The sequence below is a fragment of the Micromonospora sp. NBC_01655 genome (assembly GCF_026339755.1).
Classification (GTDB): Bacteria; Actinomycetota; Actinomycetes; order Mycobacteriales; family Micromonosporaceae; genus Micromonospora.
This window is the reverse complement of the sequence record NZ_JAPEQF010000001.1, coordinates 4,302,596-4,324,100: the sequence shown is the minus strand read 5'-3', so window position 1 is coordinate 4,324,100 and position 21,505 is coordinate 4,302,596. Positions and strand designations below refer to the sequence as shown.

The window sequence follows — 21,505 nt, the reverse complement described above, 5'->3', positions numbered from 1 at the left end:
GCGCGCTACGGTCCTGCCATGGCAGCCAGGATCGATCTGACGCTCGACTGCGCAGACGCGCAACTCCTCGCCGCGTTCTGGAAGACGGCACTGGGCTACGTCGACGAGCCACCGCCCGCCCCCTTCGCGACCCGCGCGCAGTGGCTCGCGCAGTTCGACCTTCCGGAGGACGACTCCGCCGACGACGGCGCCTGGCTCTGCGACCCCGACGGCATCGGTCCCCGCCTGTCGATCCTCCGCGTCCCCGAGCCCCGGACGGCGAAGAACCGGCTCCACATCGACGTTCGGGTGCCGGGGCACGGCGGCCCCGACGAGCGGTGGGCGCGGATCAGGGCGGAGTCCGAGCGCCTGGTCGAGGCGGGCGGGAGCGTCCTGGCGGAGTTCGACGGCCACCACGTGGTGCTGGCCGACCCGGAGGGCAACGAGTTCTGCGTCGCCGCAGCGGCGGCCTGAGGGGCGCGGCCGCCGGGCGTGCGGAAGTGGACAGCGCCTCTACTGCTGGATGTCGTTGTGACCGAGGCGACCCGCCCGCCGGCGTCCTGCGCCGCGAGTTCGCCAGCCGTACGTGGCGGGGCCGTCGTCCGCGGGTCTGGCCCGGACGGGCGGCGTGCCGACTCAGGACCCTAGCGGTCGCCCTCCGCGAGCCCCCGGATGCTGCGCAGCGCCGCGGTCATGTTGGTGCGCAGCTCGTCGAGCCGGAAGGCGACCAGATCCTCCTCGCGCTCGGGCATCTGGTCGATGAACAGGCTGATCCCGGAACGGCCGGGGCCGATCCGGGCCGTCTGCCGCAACCGGGTGCCGGTCGTCTCGGGCGCGAGTTCGAAGCACCAGGCCGCCGCCGGCTCGGTGCAGTTGCCGTCGGGGCCGGCGAACCTGCCGTCCACGTCCAGGACGGTCCACCCGAACCGGCGCTGCTCCTCCAGCTCCACGACCTGGCAGACGGTGCGCCACTCACCGATCTGCTGGTGGCGGTTGTAGCCGACGAAGCTCGCCCCGAGCCGGGGGCCGTCCGCGCCGTCGAGCCACTCCACCCGTTGCAGCTCGGGGCTCAGCCGAGCCGGCAGGTGGATGTCGGTCACGAGCTCCCAGACCTGCGGCGGAGCCGCCTCGACGTAGAGCTCACACGCCACGCTCGGGCCGTCGGTGTATCGCACGCTGCCGCCTTCGGTGTCGGGCTGGGCGCCCCGGTCGACCCGTGGTGGACGGGAGGGGGAACCGGGCGCCGCCGCAGGGACGCCGGTCACGCAGCTCGCGGGGGTCGGGGCGGCGGGCGGACCCGAGTCCATCGACGTGCGTGACCAGCTTTCCCACGTTATAGAGGGTTGCGGGACGTCCCGTCAATCCTCGTCGCCGCCACCCGGTGCCGGGCCGGGAACGCGGCCCGCGCGGCGGGCCGGTCGCCGGCCCGTGTCCCACGGTGGTCGATCACGACGCCGTCACGTCCCGTGCGACGATCATGGCCGTGTCGCCGCGGAGGGCCGGACGTTGCGTCGTCCACGGCCGCCGCAACGGCCCATGTCCCCGGTGCGGCGGCAACCGTTAGATTAGGCCGTTCTCCCGGTCCCTCGGCTGTGACCGGCAACGGCACCCTGGAAACGAGTGGTCGGCGAGCGAGTGGACGGACAGCGACACGGCACGGTGCGTGACGCCGGCCTACCCGACGGAGCCCGGCGTCGGCCGGCCGGCGACCCGACCGGGCGCCTGTTGACCGGTGGCGCGGCGCTGCTCTGCGCCGTGGTGGCGGTCGTCGCCGGCCTGGCGATGACCCGCGGCGACCGGGTCGGCGTGGTGCTGCCGCTCGCGGTGGTCGCCGGGCTGGTGGTCGGGGCGCTCGCGCTGACCCGCTTCGCGGCGTACGTGCTGCTGATGCTGGCCGTCCGCTCCTGCGTCGACCTGTTCAAGCTCAGCGGCCCGAGCGCCGGCCGGGCCGACGCCGGCGCCGCCACCCGGACGCTGGACCCGTCGACGATCCTGGCCGTGCTGTTCCTGCTGGCCGCCGGCCTGTGGCTGGCCGCGCAACTGCGCGAGAGGGGCCGGCTGCGCGGCTCCCCGCTCGGCGTGGCGCTGCTGCTGGTCGGCGCGACCTCGCTGGTCAGCGCGCTGGGCGCGGCGCAGCCCGTGCCCAGCGCGCTGGAGGCGCTGCGCATCGGCACCGTGGTGGTGATGTTCGTCGTCCTGGAGCAGTTGATGCCGGACCTGCCGGCGATCCGGCGGTTCCTGCTCGCGGCCTACGCCTCCCTGGCGCTGGCGCTCGGCTACACCGCCGTGCTGTCCCTGCTCGGCGACCCGCCGGCCGAGGTCAAGGGCGACTTCACCCGGATCAGCGGGCCGTTCAGCCAGTCGACCACGTTCGGCCGGTACCTGATGTTCATGGTGATCTTCGGCTTCGGCGTCCACCGGTACCTGGGCCGCCGGCTGCGGGTCGCCCTCGGCGTGCTGCTCGCGGGGTCGCTGCTGTTCCTGCTGCTCACCAACACCCGTAGCGCCATCCTCGGCGCGGCCCTGGGCCTGGTCGTCGTCGCGGTACTGCACCGCAGCCGGCGCCTGCTGGTGGCGCTGTGCCTGGTCGCGGTGGCGGGCGGGGCTTTGCTACCGACGGTCGCCCAGCGCTTCGGGCAGCTCGCCGACAGCACCGCCGTCGGCGGCGGCCCGACCGGCAACACCCTCGCCTGGCGGGTCGACTACTGGTCGGAGATCGTCGCCCTGGCCAACCGGAACCCGGTCACCGGGATCGGGCCCAACATGACCAAGTTCGAGGCCGACGAGGCGAAGAAGCCGCACAACGACTTCCTGCGCGCGTACGTCGAGACCGGTCTGCTGGGCCTGCTCGCCTACCTGGCGATGATGGTTCTCTGCCTGCACGCCGGGTGGGCGGCGCTGCGGCGGGCCCCGCCGGGCACGCTGGGCCGGGGGATCGCGGTAGGTTTCCTCGGCTGCGCGGTCGCCTTCGTGGCGGTCAGCGCGGCCTCCAACGTGATTTCGAACGTGGTCACGCTGTGGTATTTCGCGGCGTTCGCCGCCGCGGCCAACGCGATCGCCCGGGGCGCGGACCGGGCCGTGGCGCCCGACGCGCCGACGGCGCTCGGGCGGGACATCGGATGAGCTACCGGACAGTGGGGAGCGCAAGGGTGGAGATCGTCGACTATCTGCGGGTCGCGCGGCGTCGACTCTGGGTCCTGGTCGGTGTCCCGTTGGTCGCCACGGCGGTGGCCGCGCTGGTCGTCCTGCTCGGCCCCCAGCGCTACACGGCCACCTCGTACGTGGCGGCGCCGGCGCTGGTCGGCGGCGCCGCGGCCCAGCAGTACACCGGCACGCAGGCGGCCAACCAGTTCGCGGCGGCCTTCGCCGCGGCCGTGACCTCCCCGCAGGTGGTCGGCCAGGTGTCGGCGGACACCGGCGTCGCGGCGGGCGACCTGCGCGACGGGCTGAAGGTCGAGCAGGTCGGGGCGAGCAGCCAGCTCACCCTGACCTACACGGCGACCAGCCGGTCCACGGTGGTCCCGGTGCTCACGGCGACCGGGCAGCGCGCCCTGTCCTTCCTGTTCACCAGCCAGGTCAACATCGCCACCGGCGAGGTGCGGGCGGCCACCGACGAGCTGACCGCCGCCACCCGGGCGATCAACGACTGGGAGAAGACGAACAAGGTCAGCCAGCCGGACAAGCTCTACCAGGCGACCCTGCAGGAGATCGCCAGCATGCGGCAGCAGCAGTTGCAGATGCAGGCCGTCGGCAACGGCCGGGGCGCCGACGCCGCGGCCGAGGCGATCTCCGCCGGGCAGAAGCGGCTGGACGGGCTCGGCCCGAAGCTGCCCGACTACCAGGCGCTGCTCGCGCAGCGCGACGGCGCCAGCACCGCGTTGTCCTCCGCCCGCCAGGCCCTCCAGCAGGCCCGGGCCCAGGCCCAGGCCGCCGACCCCGCCCAGGTGACCAGCCTCGGCGAGGTCGAGCCGGTCTCCCGGGGTCGGGCGCTGGCCGGTCTCGTGCTGCCGGTGGCCGGCGCCGGCCTGCTGCTGGCCGTGCTGCTGGTGGCCGTCCTGGAGCAGGTCACCCGCAGCCGCGCGGCGACGACCGGCCGGGCCACGACCACGCGACGGGCCGCGCCGACCGGCCAGGCCGCGCCGGCGCACCGGGCCGAGGGGACGGGACCGGACGCGGTGAACGGACGGGCGGACGCCGTCGGCCCGGGCGGCGCGACCGGGCGGGCCGGCACGCCCGCGCCCCGGGACGTCAGTTCCGAGCCCGAGCTGCGGCACCGGTAGGCGGGCGGCGTGGCGGCCGAACCGGACCGGCGGACGGTGCGGGTTCCCCCAGCCGGCGCCCGGCGCCCGGCGCCCGGTCCCGCCCCGCAGGGCGAGCCGGAGCCGCAGGGTGCGCCAGCCCCGCAGCCCGGTCCCGCCCCGCGGGGCGAGCCGGAGCCGCAGGGCGACCGGCACGTCCGGGGAATGGCCCGGGGCGGCGGCCTCAACCTGGTCGGCGCCCTGCTCAGCCAGGCCGCGGTCTTCCTGATCATGCTGCTGCTGGCCCGGGTGCTGGGCATCCGCGAGGTCGGCCGGTACGCCCAGTGCTACGCCGTGCTGTCCCTGGCCGGGCTGCTCTCGCTCTCCGGCTTCCGGGCCGGGCTGACCCGGTTCGTGGCGGTGCACCTGGCGGACTCCGACGCGCCGGCGCTACGCGGCACCGTCCGGCTGGGGTTGGCCATCTCCGCCGCCTCATCGGTCGTCCTCGCCGTCGCGCTGGCGCTCGGGGCACCCTGGCTGGCCGCCCGGTTGCACGACCCCGGACTGGTCACCGGCCTGCGGCTGGTGGCGCTGACCCTGCCCGCCTCGACGATCTGCGAGGCCGCCCTCGCGGCGACCCGGGGCTGGCGGACCCAGCGCCCGTTCACCTTCATCGGCCAGCTCTACGAGCCGGGCACCCGGCTGCTGCTGACCGCGCTCGCCCTGGCCACCGGCGCGGGCCTGACCGGGGCCTACTGGGCGCTGGTCGGCGCCGGCTGGTCCGCCGCGCTGCTCGCCCTCGTCGCGTTGGGCCGCCTCGTCCGGCGGGTGCCCTCGGCCCGCCCGGTGTACCGCCCCCGCCAGCTCTTCGGCTTCTCCACCGTGAGCTGGGTGTCCTCGCTGTCCTCGACCGGGCTGATCTGGGTCGACACCCTGCTGCTCGGCTTCTTCGCCAACCCGGAGATCGGCGTCTACAACGTGGCCACCCGCCTGGTCACCGTCGCGATCTTCGTGCTCGCGCCGATCAACGCCGCGTTCGGCCCGTACATCGCGCACCTGCACCACCGGGGGGAGCTGGCCGACGTCCGCCGGGTGTACGCGGTGGCCACCGGCTGGGTGGTCCGGTTGTCCATGCCCGCCTTCGTCGCGTTGCTGGTCCTGCCCGGCGACCTGCTGCGGGTCTTCGGCGGCGAGGTCGCCGCCGGCGCGGCGGTGACCGTGGTCCTGGCCCTCGGCCAGCTCGTCAACGCGGCGACCGGCCCGTGCGGCACGGTGCTGAACATGTCCGGCCGGGTGGCGGTCAACATGGCCGACAACGTGGCCGCCCTGGTGCTCAACATGCTGCTCAACCTCTGGCTCATCCCGGCGTACGGCATCGTCGGCGCGGCGCTCGCGTGGAGCGTGTCGCTGATCGTGGTCAACGTCGCCCGGGTGCTCCAGGTCCGCGCGTTGGTGGGCGCGCTGCCGTTCACCGTGGGCATGGTCAAGGGGATCGCCGCCGGCGCGGCGGCGCTGCTCGCCGGGCTGCTGGTGCGCTGGCTGCTGCCGGGCTGGCCGTGGCGGCTCGGCGTCGGCCTGCTGACGATCGTGACGGTCTACCTGGCGGTCGTGCTGGCGCTGGGGCTCGGCCGGGAGGACCTGATGGTGCTGCGGGCCCTGGTGCGCCGGCGCGGCCGTGGCGTCCCGAAGCCACCCCCGCCCGGCACGCCCACCGGCGGCACGCCGACCGCCGGCACCGTGGTGGCCCGGTGAGCGCCGGGTCCCGCCGGGTCGCGGTGGACCGGCTGCGCCGGGCGGTACGCGGCACGCGGGCCTGGGCCCGCGCTGCCCGGCCCGGCCCGGTCGGCGCGCTGCCCGACTTCCTCGTCATCGGCGGGCAGCGCTGCGGCACCACGTCGCTGCACCACTACCTCGCCGCGCATCCCGAGGTGCGGGCCGCCACCGGCAAGGAGTTGCAGTTCTTCAGCCTGCACGCCGGACGCGGACAGCGCTGGTACCGGGCCCACTTCCCGCCGGCCGCCCCCGGCCGGCAGAGCTTCGAGGCCAGCCCCTACTACCTGTTCCACCCCGCGGTGCCGGCGCGGGTGGCCGCGCTGCTGCCCAAGGCCCGGTTCGTGGCACTGCTGCGCGACCCCGTCGAGCGGGCCTACTCGCACTACCTGCACACCCGCTCGCTCGGCCGGGAGCCGCTGGCCTTCGCCGACGCGCTCGCCGCCGAGCCGGGACGGCTGGCGGCGGCGCTGCGCCGGGGGCCGGACACCCCGGCGGCCCACCGGGCCCTGCGCGACCACTCGTACGCCGCCCGGGGCCGCTACGCCGAGCAGCTCGACCGGTGGTTCGCCCACGTGTCCCGGGAACGGCTGCACGTGGTGCGCAGCGAGGACCTGTACGCCGACCCGGCGGCGACGTACGCCGGCATCCTGCGCTTCCTCGGGCTGGCGCCGTTCACGCCGGACGCCTTCGCCCGGCACACCCGGCGGGCCGAGCGGGGGCCCACCCAGCTCACCGACGAGCTGCGGGCCGACCTGACGGCCCGGTTCGCCCCGCACAACGCCCGCCTCGCCGAGTTGCTCGGCTGGCCGCGCACCTGGTGACGCCGGCCCGCCGTGCCGTGCCCGCCGGTCAGCGGGCCGGGCCGCAAGGGCTGGTCAGCGGGCGGGGCCGAGGATCGCGGCGGGGTCGCCGGTGGACCGGATCAGCACCGGCTCCGCCCCGATGGTGACCGTCCCGGCCACCCGTCGCGGCTCCGCGCCGACCGGGCTGCTGTCCAGGCCCGGCGCGGCCGGCAGCGACACGGTCCGGCCGGAGCCCGACCAGAGCACCAGCACGGTCAGCTCGCCGCGCCGGAACGCCACCCCGGTCAGCCCCTTCGCGGTCACCGGCTCCGCCGTCGCGTCCTGGGCCGCCAGCGCCAGCCCGGCCAGCTTCACCCCGGCCGGCCGTACGGTGCCGTCGGGGTCGAGCAGGCCGTAGCGGACCTCGCTGCCCTGCCGGTTGCCCGGGTTGTACGCCAGCGGCAGCCAGAGCACCTGCTCGACTCCGCCGGCCACGAGTTGGACGACCGCCTTGACCATCTCGTCGGCCCGGCTGGCGGCGTCACCGTCGCCGTCGCGCCAGAACTGGCCGACCTCCCACGCCTGGACCGGCACCCCGGCCGGGGTCTGCTCCCGCAGGTAGTCCAGCAGCGCCGGCACCCCGGCGAAGTGTTCGTAGAAGTGCAACTGCCGCACGTCGACGACCCGCTCGTCGAGCAGTTCCTCGGTGACGGCGAGGAAGGCCAGGTTGCGGGCGTTCTGCTCGGTGGCCAGGGCGGCCCGGAGCTGCTCCGGGCGGTCCACGGCCGGGATCTGCCGGCCCCGGGTGCCGACCCGGCGCGGGAAGTACGCCCGGTACGCGGCGACGGCGTCGTCCGGCCGGCCGGCGCGCACCAGCCGGTCGGCGATGCCCATCCCGTACGCCACGCTGCTGATCCCGGAGTCGACCACCCTCGCCTGCGGGTCGGCCGACCGGACCGCCTCGGCGGCGGAGGTGACCAGCCGCCGGTAGTCCGCCGGGCTGCCGGCCCAGTACTGCGGCGCGTTGACCTCGTTCTCGATCGCGTACTCCCGCACCCCGTAGGGCGCGTAGCGGCGCACCACGTCCCGGACGAACCCCTGGTAGACGGCCAGGTCCCGGGGCATCGCCGACTCGGTCTTGTTCGCCTGGCCCCGGGTGTGCCGGGCGGTGCCGCCGGTGGCCCAGCAGACCCCGGTGCGGATCTTCAGGTGCAGGGTGATGCCGAGGTCGCGGCTCTCGCGGGCGATCCGGTCCACCGCCGAGAAGTCCGGGCTGCCCTGGGCCTTCTCGATGTCGCACCAGCTCAGCTCGTGGTAGGTCGCCGAGCCGGAGAGCTGCTTCAGGTACGGCACGAACGACTCGTGGCGCGACCAGTCCCAGTGCGCGCCGAACGGGTTCCGCACCCCCGGCGCCGCCGACGGTCCCGGCCCGGCCGTCGGCTCGGTCGCCGCCGCCGATGGCGTCGGCGTCGGCCGGGGCGTGGGGGAGGGGCTGTCCGAGCAGGCCGCCCCGGCGGCCAGGGCGAGCGCCAGCGCGCCGGCCAGCAGCGGGGCGCGCCGCCCCGGGCGGCGCGTCACCGGTACCCCAGCTCGCGCAGCGTCGCGCCGGAGAAGACGCGGACCAGCACCCGCAGGAACGGGTCCAGCTCCCGCCGGTACGTGCCGACCCGCGAGCCGTAGATGGCGGCGTCGGTGCGCGCGGCGGCGCGCCGGCGGTCCGCCTCGGCGGTGTACTTGCCCGCCACGTCGTGCTGCTTGCCGCCGTAGTCGAGCACTTCGGCCTCCCAGGGTTCGCCGAGGAACTCGAACAGCGCCCGCATGGCCTTCTCCGGGTCGCCGACGGTGTCCTCGTAGCGCAGTTCGTGGTACCGGTCGGCGGGCAGCCGGCGGCCGGCGGCGCGGGCGACGCGGATGTAGCGGGGCCACTTGACGACGCACTTGACCGCCGACCAGTAGCCGAACCGCTTGCGGTGGGAGACGACCACGTCCCGGCCGTCCCGGATGACGTGCACGAACTGCGCGTCCGGGAACACCTCGGCGAGGAAACCGATCGACAGCGCGTACAGGGGCGTCTTGTCCGCCCAGCGGGTCTTGCCCCGGGACCGGGCGTAGTCGCCGTGGATGCCGCCGAAGAAGTCGGCGATGCGGCCCAGCCAGTACTCCCGGGGGAACCCGAAGCGGGCCAGCCGCTCCCAGTCCCGGCCGACGATGCGTTGCATGTCGGCCAGGAACCGGGTCTCCGGGCCGCAGGACACCCGGGAGTGCGAGTCGAGCACCAGGCGCAGCATCGTCGTCCCGGACCGCTGGCAGCCGACCAGGAAGATCGGCCCCCGGGGCCCGGCGCCCGGGGCCGCCCGGTCCGGCTGCGGGCCGTCGGCGGCCGGCGGGACGTGCGGGGCCTCGCCGGCCGGCGGGACCTGCGGGCCGTCGGCGGTCGGCCGGGTGTCCGGGTCAGCCACGGCCCACCGCCCGGTCCGATCCGGCCCGCGCGTCCAGCCGCCCGGCCAGCTCGGCGCACAGTGCCCGCACCCGGCCGTCGAGCTCCAGCCGGGGCCGGCGCGGGGCGCGCGCTCCGATGTGGGCGTGCAGCGCCGGGTCGTACGGCAGGTCGAGGAACGCGCACAGCCGCCGCGTGTACGCGGCCGGGTCGGCCACCAGCGCGTCGTACGAGCAGAGCAGCGTGTCGTCGCGGTCGGCCAGGCCGAGGGTGAAGAACAGCGAGTTGCGCACGTACCAGAACAGGGCGGCGGCGGTGTGCGGGGTCATCCGGTCGTAGTCGAAGCCGGCGATCAGCTCGCGGGTCGGCCCGTCCAGGCGCTGCCCCTGCCACCGGTCGCCGATCGTGCCGTCGGCGATCGCCCGCAGCGCCCGCAGGTTGGCGTCGCCGAACTTCGCCACCTCGGAGCGGGCCCGGTCGTCGACGTCCCGGTACGCCCACAGCACCCGGCCGGGACGCAGGCCCGCCAGGCCGAGCAGCTCGTCCACCCGGTGCGTGTCGCACAGCGGCTTGACCAGCACGTACCGGTGCCGGCTGCGCCGCACGACGTCGGCGAGCACCGCGTCGGAGCGCAGCCGGAAGCGGTGGAACACCTGCCGGTCGTTCTCGTTGCGCACCTCGAACGACGGCGCCGCGTCCAGCCCCCGGGCCAGCATGTTGGTGCCGGAGCGTTGCAGGCCGACCAGGTACACCGGCAGCGCCCGGCCGGGCGGCTGCGGGTGGGACCGCCGCCAGCGCCACTTCGCCAGCGCGGTGCGGGCCCGCTGGACGGGGTCGAGCCGGTCCTCCTCGACGAGCCGCCGCACCCCCTCGGTGCGCGCCCAGCGCAGGTGCCGCACCACCCGCCGGGCGGTGTACGCCCACGTCGAGGGTTCGTCCTGGTGGGCCACCGGGTCCTCCTCGGGCCTGACGGGTCGGGGCGGGGGACACGCTACCGGCAGATCATCGTGGCCGGCCACGTGGCCGTGCGGCCAGCGCGGGATCGGCCGTGTGGTCAGTTGGGGATCATGATCTGGACTCGTCCGCCCGATTTGCATACCGTGGGGCCCTGGCCACCGCTGCTGCCCGGTGCCCGCCCTTGCCCCCACCCCTGAGCGGCCACTCAGCAGGCCACCCCTGGAGCAGGCCGATGCGTGTCCTCCACGTCAACAAGTTCCTCTACCGTCGCGGCGGCGCCGAGGGCTACCTCCTCGACGTCGCCGCGCTGCAACGGGGCGCGGGCGACGAGGTCGCGTACTACGGCATGACGCACCCCGACAACGACGCCCCGCTGCCGTACGCGCGGCACTTCCCGCCGCTGGTGGAGCTCGACCCGGCGCCGTCGGGGATCGGCCCGCGCGCGACGGCGGCGGCCCGGATGATCTGGTCCCCGGCCAGCCGGCGCGGCCTGTCCCGGGTGATCGACGACTTCCGGCCCGACGTGGTCCACCTGCACAACATCTACCACCAGCTCTCACCGTCGGTGCTGGCCGCGGCGCGGGCCGCCCGGGTGCCCTGCGTGATGACGCTGCACGACTACAAGCTGGCCTGCCCCAGCTACCAGATGCTGGACCGGGGCGCGGTGTGTGACGCCTGCGTCACCGGCGGCCCGCTGCGGGCGGCCCGGCGCCGGTGCAAGGACGGCTCGCTGCCGGCCAGCGGCCTGCTGGCCGTGGAGTCCTGGCTGCACCGCTGCACCCGGGCGTACGGGCCGGTGCAGGCGTTCGTCAGCCCCAGCCAATTCCTGGCGCGGGTGATGCGCCGCGCGGGCGTCTTCCCGGACCGGATGCACGTGGTGCCCCACTTCGTCGACGTCGCCGCGACACGGGTGAAGCCGGCCCCGGGCGGGTCGGTGGTCTTCGCCGGCCGGCTGTCGGCGGAGAAGGGCGTCGACGTGCTGGTCGAGGCGCTGGCCCTGCTGCCGCCCGAGGTGTCGCTCGACGTGGCCGGCGACGGCCCGGCCCGCGCCGGGCTGACCGAGCTGGCGCGGCGGCGCGCGCCGGGCCGGGTCCGGTTCCACGGCCGGCTGGACAAGGCCCGGCTGCACGAGCTGGTCCGGTCCGCGGCGGTGGCGGCCGTGCCGTCGCGATGGAACGAGAACCAGCCGATGGCCGTGCTGGAGGCGTTCGCCTGCGGCGTGCCCGTGGTCGCCACCGACCTCGGCGGGCTGCCCGAGCTGGTCACCCCCGGCGTGGACGGCGAGGTGGTCGCCGCCGACGACCCCGCCGCGCTGGCCGCCGCGCTGGGCCGCGTCCTCGCCGACCCAACCCGGGCGTACGGGATGGGGCTGGCCGGGCGCGCCCGGGTGGAACGGGACTTCTCGCCGCAGGCACACCTGGCCCGGCTGCGCGAGGTCTACGCGACGGCGGCGCTGGCGCTGCGAGAGCCTGCGTGACCCGCCCGGTGCGGGTGCTCTACCTGGCCGGCAGCGGACGCAGCGGCAGCACGCTGGTCACCACCGTCCTCGGCCAGTACGCCGGGTTCTTCGCGGCCGGCGAGCTGCGCTACCTGTGGCAGCGCGGCGAGGTGGAGAACCGGCCCTGCGGCTGCGGGCTGCCGTTCCGGGACTGTCCGCTGTGGCGTGCGGTGCGCCGGGACGTGCCGGTCGACCGGGCCGGCGGGATCGCCGGCCGGCTGCGCGGCCGGCTGCGCCTGCGCGGCGTGCCCGCGCTGCTGCGCCGCCACCGGCGCGGCCGGCGTGCCGTGCCCGCGCACCCCGACGACGCGGCGCTGGCCGGCCTGTACGCCGCCGTCGCCCGGCACGCCGGGGCACGGGTGGTGGTCGACTCGTCGAAGCTGCCGCCGTACGGGGCCCTGGTCGGCGCGCTGCCCGGCGTCGAGCTGCGGGTGCTGCACCTGGTCCGCGACCCGAGGGCCACGGCCTTCTCCTGGCGGCGTCGCCGGGGCCTCGACGGCGAGGCCGACCAGCGGCTGATGAGCCGGCCGCCGGTGTGGAAGGCGGCCCTGCTGTGGCTGGTCTGGAACACGCTGACGGCCCGGCTGTGGGCCGGCGAACCGGGCCGCTACCTGCGGGTGCGCTACGAGGACCTGACCGCCGACCCGGAGGCGACGCTGGGCCGGATCGTCGCGTTCGCCGGCGCCGGCCCGTTCACCGGGACCGGTGCCGAAGCCGGCCCGTTCACCGGTCCCGCGACGGTGCGGCTGGCGCCCACCCACTCGGTGGCCGGCAACCCGTCGCGGCACCGCACCGGCCCGGTGCCGATCACCGCCGACGTCGAGTGGCGGCGCGGGCTGTCCCGGTGGTCGTACGCCGTGGTGACCGCGCTGACCGCGCCGGGGCTGCGCCGCTTCGGCTACCCGTGGCGTCGGGGCGGCCCGGCGGCGGCCACCCCCGAGGAGGACTGAAGGCATGTTGGCCGTGGTGGTGGGCACCGGGCGGTGCGGCTCGACCCTCGTGCAGGAGCTGCTGTCCCGGCATCCCGACGTGGGGTTCGTCTCCGGCGTCGACGACAAGCTGTCCCGACTCAACCTCACCGGCCGGTTCAACGGGCCGCTGTACCGGCGGTCGGCGCCGCGCCCGGCCGGCATGACGTCGCTGCGGCACAGCCGCCGGCTGCTGGAACGTGGCCGGCTGCGGGTCGCCCCGTCGGAGGCGTACCACCTGCTGGACCGGCACGTGCTGGCCGGGTTCTCCCGCCCGTGCCGGGACCTGACCGCCGACGACCTCACCCCGCACGTGGCACGGCGGCTGCGCGCCTTCTTCGACGCCCGGATCGGGCGGCAGCGCTCCCGGCTGCTGGTGCACCACGTCACCGGCTGGCCGCGCACCGGGTTCCTCCGGGCGGCCTACCCCGGGCTGCGGGTGGTCAACGTGGTCCGCGACGGCCGGGCCGTCACCAACTCCTGGCTCCAGATGGGCTGGTGGGACGGCTGGCGCGGCCCCGACAACTGGTACCTCGGGCCGCTGCCGGCCGACCTGCGCCGGGAGTGGGAGGAGGCCGCCCGGTCCTTCCCGGTGCTCGCCGCGCTCGGCTGGAAGATGCTGATGGCGGCGTTCGCCGACGCCCGGGCCGCGCACCCGCCGGGCCAGTGGCTGGACGTCCGCTACGAGGACCTGCTCGCCGACCCCCGCGCCGAGGTGGCCCGGATGCTCGACTTCCTCGGGCTGGACTGGACGCCGGCGTTCGAGCGGGGCTTCGGGCGGTACGAGTTCCCCGCCGGGCGCCGGGCGGCGTACCACGACGAACTGGGCCCTGAGCAGCTCGCGGCCGTCGAGCGGGCCCTGGCCGAGTCGCTGCGGCAGTGGGGCTACCGGGACTGACCGCTTCCCGCCCGGCGCGGGTCGCACCCGTCGAACCACGCCCGGCGAAGTTCCTACACGTGCAGGTGGTGGCACCGGGCACCGGCTCGTAGCGTACGCAGCCTCGGACCTCAAGGAGACTGCATGGCTACAGTGGGAACGCGCTGGCGCACAGGCGTGGCCGTACTGTCCGCGACGGTGCTCGCCGCCCTCGGCGCGGCGCCGCAGGCGCTGGCGGCGGACGGGCCGCCGTCGATCGTCGTCCAGGACGGCGTCACCCAGCCGGTGTTCGGCTACGCCGACGCCATCCGGGAACGCCTCTTCATCGACTCCACCTTCGACAGCGACAACGACGGTCTGCGCGACATCATCGCGTTCGACCTGATGCGGCCGGCGGCCACCGCGCAGGGGCTCAAGGCCCCCGTGGTGATGGACGCCAGCCCCTACTACTCGACGGTCTGCCGGGGCAACGAGTCCGAGTGCAAGGCGGACCTCGACGGCGACGGGCTGCTGGACAAGTGGCCGCTGTTCTACGACAACTACTTCGTGCCGCGCGGCTACGCGGTCATCCTGCTGGACATGGTCGGCACCAACAACTCCACCGGCTGCCCGACCACCAACGCCAACCAGGACAACCTGAGCGCCAAGCAGGCCATCAACTGGCTCAACGGCCGGGCCACCGCCCGCAACGCCGCCGGTGAGATCGTCAAGGCCGACTGGCACAACGGCAAGACGGGGATGATCGGCAAGTCGTACGACGGCTCGCTGGCCATGGCCACGGCGGTGACCGGCGTGAAGGGCCTGACCACGGTCGTGCCCATCAGCGGCCCGACCGAGTACTACGACTACGTGCGCAGCAACGGCGTGGTCACCCGGGGCAACAGCTACGTGGCGTCGCTGGCCAACACGGTCACCAACCCCGAGCGCCGGGAGTACTGCAAGCCGGTGCGTGACGCGATGGCCGCCGCCGACGGCGACGAGCACGGCGACTACACGGCCTTCTGGAACGAGCGCAGCTACGTCAAGAAGGTCCCCAACGTCACCGCCAGCGTGCTGCTCTACCACGGCCTCAACGACGACAACGTCCGGCCGGACCACTTCAGCAAGTTCTGGTACGCCCTGGCGGAGAACAACGTGCCGCGCAAGCTGTGGCTGTCCCAGGAGGGCCACGTCGACCCGTTCGACTCGCGCCGCGCGGTGTGGGTGTCGACCCTGCACCGGTGGTTCGACTTCTGGCTGCAGGGCGTCGCCAACGGCATCATGGACGAGCCGCGGGTGGACCTGGAGCGGTCCGCCGACGTGTGGGAGACCCACGCCGACTGGCCGATCCCCGGCAAGGCCGACACCGAGGTGTTCCTCCAGCCCGGCACCACCGGCGCGGGCGGCCTCGGGCTGGTGCCGACGGCGAAGCCGGCGACCGGGGCGTTCCAGGACAGCCGCACGCAGAGCCAGAACACCATGATCCTCAACCCGGACGTGGTGCAGCCCAACCGGCTGGCCTTCCTCTCCGCGCCGCTCACCGCGCCGCTGCACATCTCCGGCACCCCGACCGTGCAACTGCGGGCCTCCGCCGACCAGACCGACACCAACCTCGGGGCGATCCTGGTCGACTACGGCACCGACGAGCGGGTCGCGCACCGGGCCTCCGGCGAGGGAATCATCACCCTGACCACGGAGGACTGCTGGGGCGAGAGCAGCCCGACGGATGACGGCTGCTACAAGCAGACGACGAAGCGGGTGGCCACGGCCGACTACGAGTTGGTCACCAAGGGCATCATGGACGCCCAGAACCGGCAGTCGATCCGCGTCGCCGTGCCGCTGGTGCAGGGGGAGTCGTACAACTTCAGCTTCCCGCTGCTGCCGGAGGACTACGTCTTCAAGCCCGGCCACCGGATCGGCGTGATCATCGTGGCCAGCTACCCGCAGTACTCCAGCCAGGCGGACACCACCGCCGCGAACCTCCAGGTCGCGCTGAAGAGCAGCAAGATCGTCCTGCCCGTGGTCGGCGGCACCGCCGCCGCGCACGCCGCCGGCCTCTGACCGGCTGACCGGCGGGCCGCCCGGCGCGGCTCGCCACCGGGGCGGCCCGGCGATCGACCCTCCGCGGAGGACCGTCGATCGCCGGGCCGCCCCGCTGCCCCGCACCTGGCTACCCTTGCCGCGGAAGAAGCCACCGAGGGGAGGGCACACGTCGCCGATCGCCACCGTGCTCGTGGTCTTCGGACGCGGCGTGCTGCGCGCCGGGGACACCTGGGCGCTCACCCCGGCCAGCATCGCCCGCGTGCGGGCAGCGGTTGACTACGTCGCCGCGAACGAGGCGTCCTTCGCCCGCGCAGCCGGGCAGGGCCGGACGCCCCCGGATCGTGTTCAGCGGCGGCTGGGCGGAGGCCGCCGAGGGCGCGCATCCCCCGCCCGAGGGATGGCGGGAGGGCGACCTGATGCTGCGCCAGGCGCTCGCCGCCGGCCTCGACCGGCACGCGGAGTTGCGCGCCGAGACCCGCTCGCGCAGCACGCTGGAGAACCTCCTGCACACCGTCGAGGACGGACTGCTCGACGGCCACGCCTTCGGCCCGGGGCACCCGCTGGGCATCGTCTCGCACACCTGGCACCTGCCCCGGATCAGGTATCTCGCCCGCCGGACCCTCGGACTGCGCGGCCCCGCGCTGCTCGATGTGCACGCCTGCGGCGGGGAGTCGCTGCCGAGGTGGTGGCGCGAGCCGGCCGCTCGGATCGCGGCCCGGCTGTGGTTCCTCGGGGCCCGCGACCCGGCGGGCCTGCTGCGCCGGGAACGCCGGCTGGTGACGTCGATGCGCCGCGTCGACCGGCTGGCGCGCCGCCGCCGGGGCGCGGCGGGCGGAGATCGCGCCGTCGTCCCGCCCCGGCCCGGTCCGGGTGCCTCCGGCTCGGCCGTGCCCGTGCCCGACCCTGGGCCGGCTGCCGGGCGGGCGAGACCGCCCCGGCGGAGCACGTGACGGACGGCCGCCGACGGGGTACAGGCTCCCACGCCACCGGATCGACCTCGATGAGGACGACGGTCGCGGCGACGTCGAGGAGGTCACGTGGACAGGATGGACGGTCCTTCGGGCGGGCGCCCGGGTGCGGGCCCGCCCGGGCGTGGCGTGGGTGGGCGGCGGTGATCGTCCTCGCCCCGGTGTACGAGCCGGGTTCCCGGCTGTCCGAGTTCGTCGCAGCGTTGCGCGACGCCGCACCCGGCGTCCACGTCGTGGTGGTGGACGACGGCAGCGGCCCGGCGTCGGCCCGGGTCCTCGACGCGGCGGGGGAGTTCGGCTGCACCGTCCTGCGGCACGCGACGAACCGGGGCAAGGGGGTGGCCCTGAAGACGGGGTTCCGGCACGTCACGCGCGCGTACCCCGGCCACGACGTGGTGTGCGCCGACGCCGACGGCCAGCACGGGGTCGCCGACGTCCTGCGCGTCGCCAAGCGCGTCGAGGAGGCCGGCGTGATGGTGCTGGGCGTACGGCGGTTCGACGGCGAGGTGCCGGTGCGCAGCAGGGCCGGCAACGACCTCACCCGGCTGCTGTTCCGCGTCGCGACGGGCTGCCCCGTGCGGGACACCCAGACCGGGCTGCGGGCGTACCCGCACGGCCTGCTTGACTGGCTGCTCACGGTCCCCGGCGAGCGGTACGAGTACGAGATGAACGTCCTGCTGTACGCCGCCCGGGCCGGCCGGCCCATCGAGCAGACGACCATCGCCACCACGTACGTCGGCGACAACGCCTCGTCGCACTTCGGGTCCCTCACCGACTCGGTGCGGATCTACCTGCCTCTGCTGCGGTTCTCCGCCTCGGCGCTGCTGGCCGCGACCGGGATCTCCCGCCGGCCCCGCCGCTGACGGCGCCCGGCGGCGGTGGACGCGCCGCTGGCCGGGTCCCCGTCGTCGGGGACCCGGCCAGTTGGCTGTTCGGTACGGGTCAGCTGTTCCAGTGTTCGGCGACCAGGTCGGCGGCCTGCTGTTCCCACTGGGCGTACGCGTCGGGGTACGCGGACACCTGCACCGTCTGGGCGGCCTGGGTCAGCGGCATGTCCTGCCACCCGTCGACCTGCTTGAGGCCCTTGAGGAACGCCAGGGTCGAGTGCTCGGGGTCGGTGATCTGCTCCGGCGAACCCCACCCGGAGGAGGGGCGCTGCTGGAACAGGCCCAGCGAGTCGTGGTCGTTACGGTCGCCCAGGTGGCCCAGGTTCTCCAGCTTCGACTCCTGCAACGCGGTACCGACCGAGATGACGGCGGCCCGCTCGTCCAGGCCGGCCTTCTTCGTCGCGGCGACGATCGCCTTGACGTTGGCGGTCTGCTCACCGTCAAGCGTGATACGCGACTGCTCGCCCCGCACACCGTGCGGGATCAGCTTGCCCTTGTCCACGCCCGGCTTGTCCACGCCCGGCTTGTCGGCCTGCACGGCGACCGCCTTCGGGGCCGACTCGACGGCCGGGGCGGCGTGGGCGGTGGCCGGACCGGCGAACACACCACCGGCGAACGCGAGACCAGCGATACCGAGAACGCTCTTACGCATGATCGTGTTCATGGGGGTGACTCCAATTCGGGGGTCGACACACCCCACCCCGGGGAGGGCAGGCGTGTAAGCACCACGTCAAGGCGCCCAAGAAGATCAAAAAGGGGGAGATCCATCCGGCACCGGCCTGCGAAGGCTCGTGGCGCCGGGTCCAGATGTAACGACCGACAGCCGGCCCGCATTCCATCCCGGGGGAGATGCCCTCGGGCAGCCCAGCGGCACATGCGCTACTCGATCGTCCGCCATGTGTAACCACCCCGGCCCGGCCGGTGTTCCGCCACCCGGATGCCGGCCGTCACACCCAGCAACGGGCCGGCAGCGCGAAACGGACATCCCGTGCGAGACGGGGTGGCTGGCCCTGGGGTGGGCGGGATGATCGACTTCAGGTCACTGACAACGGGGCTTCGAGGGCGGCGGAGGCCGCCATGTCACCGACACAAAGTCGATCAACGTTGTGAACGACGGGCGTCCCGGCCGATCGGGAGCCGAATGACCTGGGCCCCCGACGGCCTGCGGGCGCGGCTCGTCGCGGCGGCCGGGCAACGGCTGACCGTACGCAGCCCGCACGGCGATGCGGTCCTCGACCTGGCCGCCGCGGCGACGGTCGAGCTGGCCGTGCCCTGAGCGCATCCGGGCGGGCGCCGGCCGCGTACGCCGCGGTGGCTCCGGCGTAGTGAGCTCCGAAGCTCGCACCGCTCCAGCACCGATCTCAGGCGTGCCCGCTCCTCCTCGGACGGAGCGGGCACGGACGACAGTGCAGGACGTGACGCAAGACGCGCCCCGGGCCCCTCAGCAGCGCGTGCCTTCCCGCACCTCCAGGAGCGGCAGGCCCGCCGCGTACCGCCGGAAGAAACCGGCGGTCGGGGTGTCCGCCATCGCGACGGCGTCCGGGGTGCCCTCCGCGACCACCGCACCCCCGTCCGGACCGGCTCCCGGCCCCAGGTCGATCACCCAGTCCGCCGATGCGGCGACGGGGATGTCATGTTCGGCCACGACGACGGTGTTGCCCGAGTCGAGCAACACATCGAGCGCGTCCACCACACGCTGGATGTCAGACGGGTGCAGGCCCGAGACGGGCTCATCGAGAACGACGAGGCCGGCCTTGCGGCTCGCAGCGCCGCGCTGGATCGCGGACGCCAGCTTCAGCCGCTGGGCCTCGCCGCCGGACAACTCTGTGGCGCTCTGGCCAAGTTGGAGATAGCCGAGCCCGACCTGGTTCAAGGCTCCCAGGGTCTCCGCGAGCTGCCGGGGCTCGGAGAACTGCTCCACGGCCTCGGCGACGGTCAGCTCCAGCACCTGATCGATGGCCAACCCCTGATACCTGATTTCCAAGGCCTCCGGCTTGTAGCGCCGACCCTCGCACGCGTCGCAGACCACCCACACATCCGGCAGAAAGTGCATGTCGACCAGCTTGCGGCCGTAACCGGTGCAGGTCTCGCAGCGGCCGCCACCCGCGGTGTTGAAGCTGAACCAGGAGGCATTGACCCCGCGCCCGTGCGCCACGTCGGTCTCGGCGAACAGCTTGCGAACGATGTCGAACGCCTTGCTGTACGTAGCCGGGTTGGACCGCGGCGTTCGCCCGAGCGGTTCCTGATCGACGACGGCGACCCAGCTGAACCCCTCAAGGCCGGTCACCTCCCGCACCGTGTCGGCCGCCGTCCCGTTCAGGGCGGCCTCCACGCTCGCCCCGAGCGCGCCGAGTAGGCTGCTCTTGCCGCTGCCGCTCACCCCGGTCAGGCAGGTGAGCCGACCGGCGGGGAAACTCACCAGGTCCGCGGTCACGTTGTGCGCACGCAGGCCGTGCAGCTCCACCCAGCCGGTGTCGTCCCCGGTCGGGCGGCGGGTCCGGTGCAGCCGCGGCCCCACACCGGCCAGATAGCGCCCGGTCAGCGACTTCGGGTGGGCGGCCACGTCGGCGGGAGGCCCCGACACCAGGACCTCACCGCCGAAGCGGCCCGCGCCGGGCCCCATATCGATCACCCAGTCGGCCCGGGCGATCAGCTCAGGGTCGTGCTCGACGAGGAGCACCGTGTTGCCAGCCTCGCGCAGCTCCAGGGCGATGTCGAGCAGGTGCGCCTTGTCCGCCGGATGCAGCCCGGTCCCGGGCTCGTCCAGGACGAAGATGATGCCGCTCAGCTCGGTGCTGAGCTGCGCGGCGAGCCGGGTCCGCTGCAACTCACCCGCGGACAGCGTCGCCGCGCTCCGGGACAGCTGGAGATGGGCCAGGCCGAGCCGGTCGAGGATTCCGAGCCTGCGGCCCAGGTCCTGCAGCAGCGGCTCACCCACCTCGCGCTGCCGGGCGCCCAGGTCGTCCGCCACGCGCTCTGCCCAGCTGCGCACCTCCCGTACTTCCACCTCGAGCAGGTCGGGGTACGTCAGCCCGCCGAGCCGCACGGACCGGGCCAACTGGTCGTACCCGCTGCCGCCGCAGGTGCCGCAGGGCTGCTTGCGCATGTACGGCAGGTAGCGCTGCTTGGCACTGGACGTCTGGGCGTTCACGAACACCCGCTCCACCTCGGCGAGCGCGCCCCGCAGCGGCTGGCTCGAGGTGTAGGTCATCAGGGCCGTCTCATTCTTGTTCGGCATGTCGACGGTCGCCTCGATCTTCTCGTCACCCGTGCCGTACAGCACGCAATGACGGAACTCCTCAGGCAGCGACTGCCACGACCGGCCGAGGTCCACGTCCCGCTTCTCGGCAAGCGCCGGCACGAACGCGTGCTCCCCCGACCGCCACTTCGCGTACCAGGGCGAGGCCCCCTCGAAGAGCGGAAGCTCCGGGTGGGTGATGACCAGGTCCTCCTGCGCCTGCCAGCGCCCGCCCACCCCGTGGCAGTTCGCACAGCTCCCTTCCGGCGTATTGCGGTCGAAGTGAGCGGTCGTCAGATGCCCGTCCCCACTCTCCGCTGCCGGGTCTGCGCCGATCCCCGGAAGGCGCGAGTACAGCAGCCCCAGGTGCCCGTCGACGCCGGTGATCGTCGCGACGGTGGAGCGGGGGTTGCGGTTCAGACGGCGCTGGTCGACCGCGAGCGTCGCGCCGAGTCCCAGGATGCGGTCGACCTTCGGCCGATTGCGCTGGGTGATGTACTGCCGTACGAACGGCGAAAGCCCCTCCAGATACCGCAGCTGGGCTTCGTTGTGCAGGGTATCGATGGCCAGCGAGGTCTTGCCGCTGCCGCTCACTCCGGTGAAGGCGACGAGCTGCTGCTTGGGGATCCTCACGGACACGTCCCGCAGATTGTTGGTACGAGCCCCCACCACGTCGATGGTCTGGCGCCCCATGCTCGCGACATCCCATACGAATGCAGTCAACCTTCGTCCACCCTCTCGCAACGCAGCGGGACATGGGCGGAGGGGCCCCACCCATGCCGACCAGACCGATCACGCCACTACGCGGCAGGTCGTCACAATGGCGCTGAGCGGCCGCTTCACCAGATCTCTCATCACGTGGCCGGTCCCGATGCGGCCCG

18 protein-coding genes are annotated in these 21,505 nt (G+C 74.4%); 12 read left to right on the top strand and 6 right to left on the bottom strand.

Annotated features, from left to right (window positions below; all coding sequences use genetic code 11):
• The first annotated feature begins 18 nt into the window (after positions 1 to 18).
• On the top strand, positions 19 to 453 hold the full coding sequence (locus OOK41_RS19875) for a VOC family protein (RefSeq protein ID WP_117667149.1): 435 nt from the start codon (positions 19 to 21) through the stop codon (positions 451 to 453).
• A 170-nt stretch (positions 454 to 623) separates the two neighbouring features.
• Here OOK41_RS19875 and OOK41_RS19870 read toward each other — a convergent pair whose 3' ends face one another.
• Positions 624 to 1,154: an SRPBCC family protein gene (locus OOK41_RS19870; RefSeq protein ID WP_266266264.1), complete on the bottom strand. Its 531-nt coding sequence runs from the start codon at positions 1,152 to 1,154 to the stop codon at positions 624 to 626.
• A 445-nt stretch (positions 1,155 to 1,599) separates the two neighbouring features.
• Here OOK41_RS19870 and OOK41_RS19865 point away from each other — a divergent pair, with 445 nt between their 5' ends.
• Genes OOK41_RS19865 through OOK41_RS19850 form a run of 4 tightly spaced genes read left to right on the top strand, consistent with a single transcriptional unit; the run spans position 1,600 to position 6,811 of the window.
• Positions 1,600 to 3,102 (top strand): O-antigen ligase, encoded by a 1,503-nt coding sequence (locus tag OOK41_RS19865; RefSeq protein WP_128763537.1) that lies wholly within the window; start codon positions 1,600 to 1,602, stop codon positions 3,100 to 3,102.
• Between the two features lie 26 nt (positions 3,103 to 3,128).
• Positions 3,129 to 4,259 (top strand): Wzz/FepE/Etk N-terminal domain-containing protein, encoded by a 1,131-nt coding sequence (locus OOK41_RS19860; protein WP_165878052.1) that lies wholly within the window; start codon positions 3,129 to 3,131, stop codon positions 4,257 to 4,259.
• Between the two features lie 9 nt (positions 4,260 to 4,268).
• Positions 4,269 to 5,969, top strand: coding sequence for an oligosaccharide flippase family protein (locus OOK41_RS19855; protein WP_117667141.1), 1,701 nt, complete (start codon positions 4,269 to 4,271; stop codon positions 5,967 to 5,969).
• Positions 5,966 to 6,811: a sulfotransferase gene (locus OOK41_RS19850; protein ID WP_266266263.1), complete on the top strand. Its 846-nt coding sequence runs from the start codon at positions 5,966 to 5,968 to the stop codon at positions 6,809 to 6,811. Before OOK41_RS19855 ends, OOK41_RS19850 begins: the two co-directional genes overlap by 4 nt.
• A gap of 54 nt (positions 6,812 to 6,865) precedes the next feature.
• Here OOK41_RS19850 and OOK41_RS19845 read toward each other — a convergent pair whose 3' ends face one another.
• Genes OOK41_RS19845 through OOK41_RS19835 form a run of 3 tightly spaced genes read right to left on the bottom strand, consistent with a single transcriptional unit; the run spans position 6,866 to position 10,159 of the window.
• Positions 6,866 to 8,350: a hypothetical protein gene (locus tag OOK41_RS19845; RefSeq protein WP_266266262.1), complete on the bottom strand. Its 1,485-nt coding sequence runs from the start codon at positions 8,348 to 8,350 to the stop codon at positions 6,866 to 6,868.
• Positions 8,347 to 9,231: a sulfotransferase gene (locus tag OOK41_RS19840; RefSeq protein ID WP_266266261.1), complete on the bottom strand. Its 885-nt coding sequence runs from the start codon at positions 9,229 to 9,231 to the stop codon at positions 8,347 to 8,349. Before OOK41_RS19840 ends, OOK41_RS19845 begins: the two co-directional genes overlap by 4 nt.
• A complete protein-coding gene (locus tag OOK41_RS19835; RefSeq protein ID WP_266266260.1) occupies positions 9,224 to 10,159 on the bottom strand; it encodes a hypothetical protein in 936 nt (311 codons plus the stop codon). Before OOK41_RS19835 ends, OOK41_RS19840 begins: the two co-directional genes overlap by 8 nt.
• A 239-nt stretch (positions 10,160 to 10,398) precedes the next feature.
• Here OOK41_RS19835 and OOK41_RS19830 point away from each other — a divergent pair, with 239 nt between their 5' ends.
• From OOK41_RS19830 to OOK41_RS19805, 6 genes are all read left to right on the top strand, one after another.
• On the top strand, positions 10,399 to 11,643 hold the full coding sequence (locus tag OOK41_RS19830; RefSeq protein ID WP_117667131.1) for a glycosyltransferase: 1,245 nt from the start codon (positions 10,399 to 10,401) through the stop codon (positions 11,641 to 11,643).
• Positions 11,640 to 12,614 (top strand): sulfotransferase, encoded by a 975-nt coding sequence (locus OOK41_RS19825; RefSeq protein ID WP_266266259.1) that lies wholly within the window; start codon positions 11,640 to 11,642, stop codon positions 12,612 to 12,614. Before OOK41_RS19830 ends, OOK41_RS19825 begins: the two co-directional genes overlap by 4 nt.
• A gap of 4 nt (positions 12,615 to 12,618) precedes the next feature.
• Positions 12,619 to 13,530: a sulfotransferase gene (locus OOK41_RS19820; RefSeq protein ID WP_117667127.1), complete on the top strand. Its 912-nt coding sequence runs from the start codon at positions 12,619 to 12,621 to the stop codon at positions 13,528 to 13,530.
• A gap of 123 nt (positions 13,531 to 13,653) precedes the next feature.
• Entirely contained in the window at positions 13,654 to 15,549 is a 1,896-nt protein-coding gene (locus OOK41_RS19815) for a CocE/NonD family hydrolase (RefSeq protein ID WP_117667125.1), read from the top strand.
• A 323-nt stretch (positions 15,550 to 15,872) separates the two neighbouring features.
• Positions 15,873 to 16,481, top strand: coding sequence for an ElyC/SanA/YdcF family protein (locus OOK41_RS19810; protein ID WP_266266258.1), 609 nt, complete (start codon positions 15,873 to 15,875; stop codon positions 16,479 to 16,481).
• Positions 16,482 to 16,642: 161 nt separating this feature from the next.
• The gene (locus OOK41_RS19805; protein WP_266266257.1) at positions 16,643 to 17,362 is read left to right on the top strand and encodes a glycosyltransferase family 2 protein; all 720 of its coding nucleotides are present in this window, start codon (positions 16,643 to 16,645) and stop codon (positions 17,360 to 17,362) included.
• A gap of 79 nt (positions 17,363 to 17,441) precedes the next feature.
• On the opposite strand, the gene OOK41_RS19800 is transcribed toward OOK41_RS19805, so the two are convergent.
• Positions 17,442 to 18,050 (bottom strand): hypothetical protein, encoded by a 609-nt coding sequence (locus OOK41_RS19800; protein WP_266266256.1) that lies wholly within the window; start codon positions 18,048 to 18,050, stop codon positions 17,442 to 17,444.
• A gap of 477 nt (positions 18,051 to 18,527) precedes the next feature.
• Here OOK41_RS19800 and OOK41_RS19795 point away from each other — a divergent pair, with 477 nt between their 5' ends.
• Positions 18,528 to 18,662 carry a hypothetical protein gene (locus tag OOK41_RS19795; protein WP_266266255.1) on the top strand — a complete coding sequence of 45 codons (135 nt, stop codon included), beginning with the start codon at positions 18,528 to 18,530 and terminating at the stop codon, positions 18,660 to 18,662.
• 165 nt (positions 18,663 to 18,827) lie between these two features.
• On the opposite strand, the gene OOK41_RS19790 is transcribed toward OOK41_RS19795, so the two are convergent.
• Positions 18,828 to 21,317 carry an excinuclease ABC subunit UvrA gene (locus OOK41_RS19790; protein ID WP_266267905.1) on the bottom strand — a complete coding sequence of 830 codons (2,490 nt, stop codon included), beginning with the start codon at positions 21,315 to 21,317 and terminating at the stop codon, positions 18,828 to 18,830.
• Positions 21,318 to 21,505: the final 188 nt, after the last annotated feature.